The sequence below is a fragment of the Ideonella sp. P3_A4 genome (assembly GCF_056403075.1).
The window spans coordinates 1-9,008 of record NZ_JBFUGE010000237.1 but is presented as its reverse complement, the minus strand read 5'-3'; the positions used below and the strand labels follow the sequence as shown (position 1 = coordinate 9,008).

Sequence of the window (9,008 nt, the reverse complement as noted above, 5' to 3'; positions counted from 1 at the left end):
ACCGTGTCGATGTCCGAGTGCAGGTAGCGCACCTTGACGCCGTTGTCGCTCAGGTAGTCGGTCAGCTGCTCGGCCATGCGTTTGGTCAGCGTGGTGATCAGCACGCGCTCGCCGGCCTCGACGGTGGTGCGAATCTCCTGCAGCACATCGTCGACCTGGTGCGTCGCAGGCCGCACCTCGACGATCGGGTCGACCAAGCCGGTTGGCCGCACCAGCTGCTCGACCACCTGGCCGGCGTGCTGCTGCTCATAGGCCGCCGGTGTGGCCGAGACGAAGATCGCCTGCCGCATCTTGCCCTCGAACTCGTCGAACTTCAGAGGCCGGTTGTCCAGCGCGCTGGGCAGGCGGAAACCGTAGTCCACCAGCACCGACTTGCGCGCCCGGTCCCCGTTGAACATGCCGCCGAACTGGCCGATCAGCACATGGCTTTCGTCCAGGAACATCAATGCGTCCTTCGGCATGTAGTCGACCATCGTCGGCGGTGGGTCGCCCGGCGCCGCGCCTGACAAGTGCCGCGTGTAGTTCTCGATGCCCTTGCAGTGGCCCACCTCCTGCAACATCTCGAGGTCGAAACGGGTGCGCTGCTCCAGCCGCTGTGCCTCGACCAGCTTGCCTTCCTTGACGAAGAAGTCGAGCCGTTCGCGCAACTCGGCCTTGATCGTTTCGATCGCCGCCACTACGCGGTCGCGCGGCGTCACGTAGTGGCTGGACGGATAGATGGTGAAGCGTGGCACCTTCTGCCGGATTCGGCCGGTCAGCGGGTCCATCAGGCTCAGTGTCTCGATCTCGTCGTCGAACAGTTCGATGCGCACGGCGAGCTCCGAGTGCTCAGCCGGGAAGATATCGATCGTGTCGCCGCGCACACGGAAGGTGCCGCGCGAAAAATCAGTCTCGTTGCGGGTGTACTGCATGCGGATCAGCTGCGCGATCACGTCGCGCTGGCCGATCTTGTCGCCCACCCGCACGATGAAGCGCATCTGCGTGTAGTCCTCGGGCTTGCCGATGCCGTAGATCGCGCTGACCGAGGCGACGATGATGGTGTCGCGCCGTTCCAGCACGCTCTTGGTGGCGCTCAAGCGCATCTGCTCGATGTGCTCGTTGATCGACGAGTCCTTCTCGATGAACAGGTCGCGCTGAGGCACATAGGCCTCGGGCTGGTAGTAGTCGTAGTAGCTGACGAAGTACTCGACCGCGTYCTTCGGGAAGAACTCGCGGAACTCGGCATACAGCTGCGCCGCCAGCGTCTTGTTCGGCGCAAACACGATCGCCGGCCGGCCCAGCCGCGCGATCACGTTGGCCATCGTGAAGGTCTTGCCCGAGCCCGTCACGCCCAGCAGCGTCTGGTACGCGAGGCCGTCGTTGACGCCTTCGACCAGTTGGTTGATCGCGGTCGGCTGGTCACCAGCGGGCGGATACGGCTGGAAAAGCTGAAACGGCGAATCTGGAAAGTCGATGAACTCGCCTTCGGGTATGTCGTGACCCTCGGTCTGCGGCATCACCTCAGAAATTTCCGGCATGGGGTTATCCCTGAATCAACCATTAAAATCGGCGCCGCTGCAAGGGCCTTGCCTCAACGCGTCGAACCTTGCAGCGTAGCGCAGCCGCGCGGCTTTTGCCGGGGCAAGCTGCGCGCCCTACTGACACCGTCCCTTCAGGAAGCTTTGCGATGTCCTTGTTTGCCGCCGTCGAAATGGCCCCGCGCGACCCGATCCTGGGTCTGAACGAGCAGTTCAATGCCGACCCCAACCCCGCCAAGGTCAACCTCGGCGTCGGCGTGTACACCGACGAAAACGGCAAGCTGCCGCTGCTGGCCTGCGTGAAGGCCGCCGAAGCGCAGATGGCCGAAGCCGCCAGCGCCCGTGGCTACCTGCCGATCGACGGCATCGCCGCCTACGACAAGGCGGTGCAAGGCCTGGTCTTCGGCGAAGGCAGCCCGCTCGTCGCCGCCGGCCGCGTGGCCACGGTGCAGGCGCTCGGTGGCACCGKCGGCCTGAAGGTCGGCGCCGATTTCCTGAAGAAGGTCAACCCGGGCGCCAAGGTGCTGATCAGCGACCCGAGCTGGGAAAACCACCGCGCCCTGTTCACCAACGCCGGCTTCACGGTCGAGGCCTACCCGTACTACGACGCGGCCAAGCTCGGCGTGAATTTCGAAGGCATGCTGGCCGCGCTGAACAGCGCTGCCGCCGGCACCATAGTCGTGCTGCACGCCTGCTGCCACAACCCGACCGGCTACGACATCAGCAACGCCCAGTGGGACGCGGTGATCGAGGCAGTCAAAGCGCGCAAGCTGGTTGCCTTCCTCGACATGGCCTACCAGGGCTTTGGCGACGGCATCGCCGAAGACGGCGCGGTCATCGGCCGCTTCGTGCAGTCAGGCATCGACTTCTTCGTCTCGACCTCGTTCTCGAAGAGCTTCTCGCTCTATGGCGAGCGCGTCGGAGCGCTGTCGGTGGTCTGCGAGAGCAAGGAAGAAGCCTCGCGCGTGCTGTCGCAACTGAAGATCGTCATCCGCACCAACTACTCGAACCCGCCGACGCACGGCGCGCAGGTCGTGGCCACCGTGCTGACCACGCCGGCGCTGCGCCAGCAGTGGGAAAACGAACTGGCCGGCATGCGCAACCGCATCAAGGCGATGCGCGGCGCGCTGGTCGAGAAGCTCAAGGCCGCCGGCGTGAAGCAGGACATCTCGTTCATCAACACCCAGCGCGGCATGTTCAGCTACTCGGGCCTGACCAAGCCGCAGATGGAGCGCCTGCGCGGCGAATTCGGCGTCTACGGCGTCGACTCGGGCCGCATTTGCGTGGCCGCGTTGAACGACAAGAACATCGGCTACGTCGCCGAGTGCATCGCCAAGGTCATCTGATCCGGCGCTGCCGCCAGACCAAGGGGCCGCAAGGCCCTTTTCGCGCCTCAGTTTATAAACATGAAGTTTTTAAATTGCCAGTGACACGGCATGATGAGCGCCTCTGTCCCTCACGCGCCCTTGACATGTCCCCGCACCTCCGCATTGCCCGTCCCGTCACCAACCTCGCCCGCAGCGTCGAGCTGTACACCCAAGGCCTTGGCCTGACGGTGCTGGGCAGTTTCGAAGACCACGAAGGCTTCGACGGCGTGATGCTAGGCCAGGCCGGCGCTGGCCACCATTTCGAGTTCACCCGGTCAAACACCCACCCGGTCCCGCCGACCCCGACGCCAGAGGACCTGGTGGTGCTGTACCTGCCGGACGCCGCCGAATGGCAGAAGGGCTGCGAGCGCATGCTCGCGGCCGGGTTCCAGCCCGTGCCCTCGTTCAACCCGTACTGGGATGAGCGAGGTCGCAGCTTTGCGGACCACGACGGTTACCGCGTGGTGCTGCAAAACGCCGACTGGCACAACGCCGAGCCCGCCTGAAGCGGGCCCGGTCGAGAAGTCGCCTACCAGCCCGGCATCTCGTCGAGCGTCGTCGCATTCGGCGCCGCGTACAGGTCGGCGATCATGCCCTTGTTGTCGTTGATGTAGTCCGACCATTGCATCACCCAGGTCCACTTCGGCTGCTGGCGCAGCAACTGCGCCGTTGGCATGTACTGCACCTCGCCGATCGCGACGGGCTTGCCCTGCGCGAAGTTGACGATCGCGTCGTAGAAGTCCTGCCGGTACTGGTCGTAGATGTCCAGCGTGACGACGTCGTAGTAGCTGCGGCCCGGGTCGTAGCGGTACAGGTCGTTGGGCATGTCGCCAAAGTCCTGCACGTTCCAGGCCCACACGATGTTGCTCAGGCCCTTGGTGTAGGTCAGGTAGTCGTGGGTGATCTGGTAGAGCTTGCCGCTGCCGTTCGGCCCGGTGTGGCAGGCCCACCAGAACCGGCACTGGTTCATCTCGTGCAGCGGGCGAAAGACCACCGCCACGCCGTGATCTTTCAAATCCTGGAAGTATGGCGCCAGCGTGTCGAGACGGCCGATCCAGCGGTCGTAGAGCCAGTTGCCTGGCGTGGTCAGCTGGCGGAACTCCTCGTCGGTCAGCTGGGCGTAGTGGTCGCCGCCGATGTCGTCGTAGGTGCAGTCTTCTTCGCGTTTGGGCGAGCACGCGTGGTAGGTCAGCGCCACCAATGCGCCCTTGGCGTACTGGGCCTTGGCTTCGCCGATCATCGTCCAGCGGTACGGCACCTGGTCGCCGAAGAGGAAGTCACCGCCCCACAACGCCGACGGGCGGYCGGCAATCGCGTCGATTTGGTCGGTGTAGCTGTGCGGGCTGCTCGAATACTTGTTGTGCATGCCCATCACCGTGGCCACGCCAGACGTGCTGTTCAGGAAGTTCAGGATCTTCTGCCGCCCGTCGACCGAGCCGCCCTTCTTGATCTTGATCCAGTTGAAGTTGCCGACGTCACCGCTGCCATCCGCCCCTGGCGTGTCTTCATGCAGCTGCAGCACATGGCGGCCGATCGGCAGATGGATCGTCGTCGTCAGCGTGATCCAGTTCTGCCAACCGCCGGTGTCGGGAATCGTCTGCTGCGACGTCGCGTCGACGAAGTCGAGCTTGTAGTGAAAGCTGCCGCCCTGGCCCAGGCAGGCCACGCGGGTTTGCAGCGTGTAGGTGCCGGCCTTGTCGACCTTGATCGTGTAGTTCAGCCAGTCGCCGCCACGTGCCCAGCCCACGTTGTAGCCACCGCCCGTGTCGGTGCTCTTTTCGAGGCTCACGCCTTCGGTCAGGCGGTACTGGCCGAGGTGGTTGATGTTGTCCTTGGTGTGGTAGCCGACGTTGTCGCCCCCGAGGTCGAAGTTTTCGGCTTGCACGATGCCCGGCACCAGCACCGGCTTGCCGCCGTAGGGCATGGATTTGGCCTGTGCTGGCCAGGCCAGCGTGCTCCCGAGGCAGACGGCGGCAAACGCCAGGATGAAACGGCGAGTCAGCATGTTCACCTCTCCTCTTCAATACCAATGTGAGACCGGTGTGTACACCCGCACGGGCCATCGATCACCCTCAGGACACTGGTGGACACACCGGTTTCCTCGCGTTTTGAACATTTCGACCCCGGGCCGATGCCGCGAAACGCGGTCGAAACTGGTCTTATCACCACCGGCCAACTGGTATGCAAGCGCTGTCAAGACTTCAAAGCCCTCCCGCAAACCAAGTTTATAAATTATAAGTTTATTTATTGGTCAGGTCTTGGCATCATGGAGGCATGCTTTGAGTTGGAAACGCCGCCATGCCCACCACACCCACCACCCGCCGCGAGCTGCAGTTGGCCCTCGACACCAGCCTGGCCTACGCCGCCACCTACCCCGCCGGCCGCCTGCGCTTGTCCAACCACCTGCCGATGGCGCTGACGGCACTGCATCGCCTGCAGGCACCGGCCGCGGCGCTGCAGGCCCAACTTCAGCGCCATGCGCCGAGGCTCGAAAAGCTAACTCCCGACAGTGACGAATCGCGTGCCGCCGAGCGCTTCGCTACGGAGCTCGAGCGCGATGGCCTGCCAGCGGTACTAGCGCGTCACTTGCCCGCTCTGCTGGAGGCCGCCGAAACGGCCGCCTTCCACGGCGTGATCCGCCTGGCCTACGCGCTGAACGCCGATCACCCGGCCGAGATCGCCCATGCGCTGGCCGCCTGGCAAATTCAGCGCACCGCCCTCGGCCCCGCGCTGCCCGCAGCATCCAATGGTCAAGCCGTCCGGCTGGCCGATGTGTTGACCGTGCTGGGCGACCAACCCGGTCTGGCCTTCACCGCGCAACAAGACACCACGATCACGCAAGACATGCAGCAGTGCGCTGCCCTGCCCGGTTTCGATGACGCGGTCAGCGGCGAAGCCTCGCCCAGCCCCGCGGCGCTGACGCTGGAGGCGCTGGCCGAGGCCTCGCTCGCCGTCTACCTCGGGAGCCGCGACTTCACCGCGCTGCACCTGGTCACCGGCTGCCACGCGCTTCGCCTCGTCCTGCCGCACGCCAAGCTCGACGCTGCACAAACCCAAGCGGTGCTGCGCGGCGTCTGGCGGGCCTGGCTCGCAGCCTGGCTGTCGATCGGGCGGCCGCGGCCAGACTGGGTCGCCGTCTACCTGGGCGGCCCGGCGAGCGAAACCGACTGGCAAACCGCGTTGGCGACGCTGGCCGCATCGCGCGACGACCACCGCATAAAGCTCGCCTGGACCGCGCTGGACGAATGGCGCCACCGCGGCTGGCCCGGCTATGCGCGTGTGCTGCCGGCGGTGCCGGCATGAGCCTCGACCGCGCCTCGCTGCGCCTGCTGGTCGCCGTTTGCGCGGTGACCTTGTTGTGCACGATCGGCATGGCGATGCCCTACCCGATCCTCGCGCCGATCTTCGTCGACGGCCCGGCAGACGACTTCACGCACTTCGCCGGAATGGCGCCCGAGTGGCTGCTGGGTGTCGCACTGGCTGCCAACCCCGCGGGCATCCTGCTGGGCAGCCTGGTGCTGGGGCCCTTGTCTGACCGCCTCGGCCGGCGCCGTGTGCTGGTCGTCAGCCTGCTGGCCTGCGCGGTGTTCAACCTGCTGACCGCCGGTGCGCTGGAAGGCCGTTGGTACCTGCTGTTCGTCCTCGCCCGCTTCGCCTCCGGGCTGACCGAGGGCAATATCGCCGTCGCCCGCGCGCTGCTGGCCGATCACCACGGCGAAGAGACCCGCGTAAAGGCCTTCGCCTGGCTGAATGCCTTCCAGTACGGCGGCTGGCTGCTCGGCCCGTTGTTCGGCGGTTTCCTGCTGCGTTGGGGTGACGCGACGCCTTTCACCATCGCCGCACTGGCCATGCTCGGGTGCATCGGGCTGGTCATGGCGGGTGTGCCGGGTGGCAAGGCCCCAGCCCCGGCAAAACCTGCTGCCCCGCCTGCCTACGCAAACGGCGCGATGGCTGGCTCGACCCTCGGCCCGCTGATCCACGATCGAGACTTGCGCCGCCTGTTCCTGCTGCAGATGGCTTACATGTGCGGCGTGACATCGCTCTACGACTACGCGCCGCTGTGGTGCGTCACCGAAGCGGGTTTCACCAGCACCGGCATCGCCTGGATCACCGCTGCGCAAAGCGCCTCGATGCTGGTCGGCACTTGGCTCGCCGGTCGCCTGCCGGCCGTGGACCACCCGCTGCGCATCACCGCGTTGGCCGCGCTGTGCGGTGCGGCGGGCCTCGGCCTGTTGGTGCTGCTGCCTGACACACCCGGCGTGATCACGATCGGCTTGCTCGGCATGCCACTGGCGGTCTACAACGCCTTCATGCCGGCCTGGGTCTCGTCGCGCTTTGCGCAGCATGGCCAGGGACGCATGATGGGCTTGTTGACGACGATCTTCTGCTTTGCCAACGTGGCTGTTGCGCTCGCGGGCGGCGCGCTGTCGCTGTGGAACGTGCGGGCGGTGATGGCGATGGGCACGCTGTGCGCCGGCAGTGCGGCCTGGGCACTGTGGCACTGGGCGCGGCGCGAAGCGGCCCGACAATCGCCGGCCGCTGTTTCCGCAACCGCTTGACGCCATGGCCGCCAACACCCCCGACCGATTGCTGTTCCAGCTCAAAAGCCGCGGCCCCCAAACCGCCGCCACGCTGGCGGCCGCCTGCGCAATCACGCCAATGGGCGCGCACAAGCAGCTGCAGGCCTTGTCCACGCAAGGGCTGGTGAGTTTTCATGACGAGCCCCAGGGCGTGGGCCGCCCGCGCCGCATCTGGTGTCTGACCGATGCTGGCCATGGCCGCTTCCCAGACCGGCATGGCGACCTCGCCGTGCAACTGCTGCGCCATGCCGCCGAACACCTCGGCCCGCAGGCACTGGACACCTTGATCGCCGCCCGCGAGGCCGAGTCCGAATCGGTGTACCAGCGCCGCCTGGCCGGGCTGGCGCGCCTGGATGAGCGCGTGCAGGCCCTCGCCCAGGCTCGCAGCGAAGAAGGCTACATGGCCACCGCGCAGGCCGACGGTGATGACTGGCTGCTGGTCGAAGACCACTGCCCGATCTGCGCCGCGGCCACCCAGTGCCAAGGCTTTTGCCGCTCGGAGCTGGCCTTGTTCCAGCGCTGCCTGGGCCCGGGCGTCGAAGTCAAGCGCACCGAGCACCTGCTGGCCGGCGGCCGGCGTTGCGCCTACCGGATCCGGCCGGTGGCCTGAGCGCGGCGCCGGGCATGCTCCAATCGCGCCCATGCCGCTCGTCAGCCCGCCTCTTCATCACGCGCGTCCACCGGCCCCCAAGGCCCACCGCCTGATTTACCGCCCGCCCACGCTGGGCAAGGACTACTGGGTGCTCGACGACGCCCTGGCCGACCCGATGGCCGTGCGTGAACGGCTGCTCGCACGCGAAGACTGGGTGCAAGGCGCACCCAAGCGCCCTGAAAGCTGGCCCGGCCGGCGCGCGCAGCCCGCGCTGACGCCCGAAGAGCTCAACCCGATCGAAACCTGGGCCCGGGCGCAAACCGGCCAGAAGCGATTGTTCGCGGTTGCCGCCGCAGCCGGCACCGGCAACCAGCTGAACCACAACTGCGTGCAACTGGTCGGTGCCAGTGATGCCGGCCCGCGCCCGCACACCGATGCCCGCCGCCTGTGCCGTTTTGCCGCAGTGCTGTACCTGAACCCGAACGTGCCCGACCACTGCGGCACCGGCTTCTACCGCGTGCGCCTGCCGGATGGCCAACTGGGCGGCAACACCCTGCCCGCCCGCTTCGACAACCTCGTCGAGGCGCTGGAGACACGTTTCGTGCCACCCGACCTGTTCGTGCTGGACCAGGCGGTCGACCACCGCTTCAACCGCCTGCTGGTCTACCGCGCCGACCTGATCCACAGCGCCACCGCCTACTGGGGCGGCGACGAACCGGCCGACCAGCGCATGGCGGTCGTGCTTTTCTGGATGAGCTGAGGTGGGGCACCGGCGGCGACTACGCCGCCACCCGCCGGGCGGCCCGGCGCCGGCGGAGCGCCGCTCCGAGCTGCCAAATGGAACAACCCCACACCGACCGCCCTTTTCTGGTGCTTGTGCAAGCGCACAAAGCGTTTAATGCGGGTGAATGCCGATCGTGAATCCACGTAGGCAAATACCGATGTTGCAATG

Annotated in this window: 8 protein-coding genes; 6 read left to right on the top strand and 2 right to left on the bottom strand. The window is 66.4% G+C overall.

Translation table 11 applies throughout. The features are described from left to right. Nucleotides 1–1,517, bottom strand: a 1,517-nt coding sequence (gene uvrB, locus AC1DYI_RS19510; RefSeq protein ID WP_477205790.1) for an excinuclease ABC subunit UvrB, incomplete at its 3' end; no start/stop codon positions are given. A gap of 149 nt (nucleotides 1,518–1,666) precedes the next feature. On the opposite strand from uvrB, the gene AC1DYI_RS19505 reads away from it, so the two are divergent. Both AC1DYI_RS19505 and AC1DYI_RS19500 read left to right on the top strand, forming a co-directional pair. Then, complete coding sequence (locus AC1DYI_RS19505; protein ID WP_477205789.1) at nucleotides 1,667–2,863, top strand: amino acid aminotransferase; 1,197 nt, start codon at nucleotides 1,667–1,669, stop codon at nucleotides 2,861–2,863. 125 nt (nucleotides 2,864–2,988) lie between these two features. Beyond that, nucleotides 2,989–3,390, top strand: a complete 402-nt coding sequence (locus tag AC1DYI_RS19500; RefSeq protein WP_477205788.1) for a VOC family protein — start codon at nucleotides 2,989–2,991, stop codon at nucleotides 3,388–3,390. Between the two features lie 23 nt (nucleotides 3,391–3,413). Here the strand turns inward: AC1DYI_RS19500 and AC1DYI_RS19495 are convergent, their stop codons facing one another. After that, complete coding sequence (locus AC1DYI_RS19495; RefSeq protein WP_477205787.1) at nucleotides 3,414–4,889, bottom strand: glycosyl hydrolase; 1,476 nt, start codon at nucleotides 4,887–4,889, stop codon at nucleotides 3,414–3,416. A 293-nt stretch (nucleotides 4,890–5,182) separates the two neighbouring features. Between AC1DYI_RS19495 and AC1DYI_RS19490 the strand changes: the two genes are divergently transcribed. Genes AC1DYI_RS19490 through AC1DYI_RS19475 form a run of 4 tightly spaced genes read left to right on the top strand, consistent with a single transcriptional unit; the run spans nucleotide 5,183 to nucleotide 8,816 of the window. Continuing rightward, nucleotides 5,183–6,187 carry a questin oxidase family protein gene (locus tag AC1DYI_RS19490; protein WP_477205786.1) on the top strand — a complete coding sequence of 335 codons (1,005 nt, stop codon included), beginning with the start codon at nucleotides 5,183–5,185 and terminating at the stop codon, nucleotides 6,185–6,187. Beyond that, nucleotides 6,184–7,443: an MFS transporter gene (locus AC1DYI_RS19485; RefSeq protein ID WP_477205785.1), complete on the top strand. Its 1,260-nt coding sequence runs from the start codon at nucleotides 6,184–6,186 to the stop codon at nucleotides 7,441–7,443. Before AC1DYI_RS19490 ends, AC1DYI_RS19485 begins: the two co-directional genes overlap by 4 nt. 4 nt (nucleotides 7,444–7,447) lie before the next feature. Beyond that, nucleotides 7,448–8,074 carry a helix-turn-helix transcriptional regulator gene (locus tag AC1DYI_RS19480; RefSeq protein WP_477205784.1) on the top strand — a complete coding sequence of 209 codons (627 nt, stop codon included), beginning with the start codon at nucleotides 7,448–7,450 and terminating at the stop codon, nucleotides 8,072–8,074. Nucleotides 8,075–8,105: 31 nt separating this feature from the next. Further along, nucleotides 8,106–8,816 carry a DUF6445 family protein gene (locus AC1DYI_RS19475; protein WP_477205783.1) on the top strand — a complete coding sequence of 237 codons (711 nt, stop codon included), beginning with the start codon at nucleotides 8,106–8,108 and terminating at the stop codon, nucleotides 8,814–8,816. Nucleotides 8,817–9,008 lie beyond the last annotated feature (192 nt).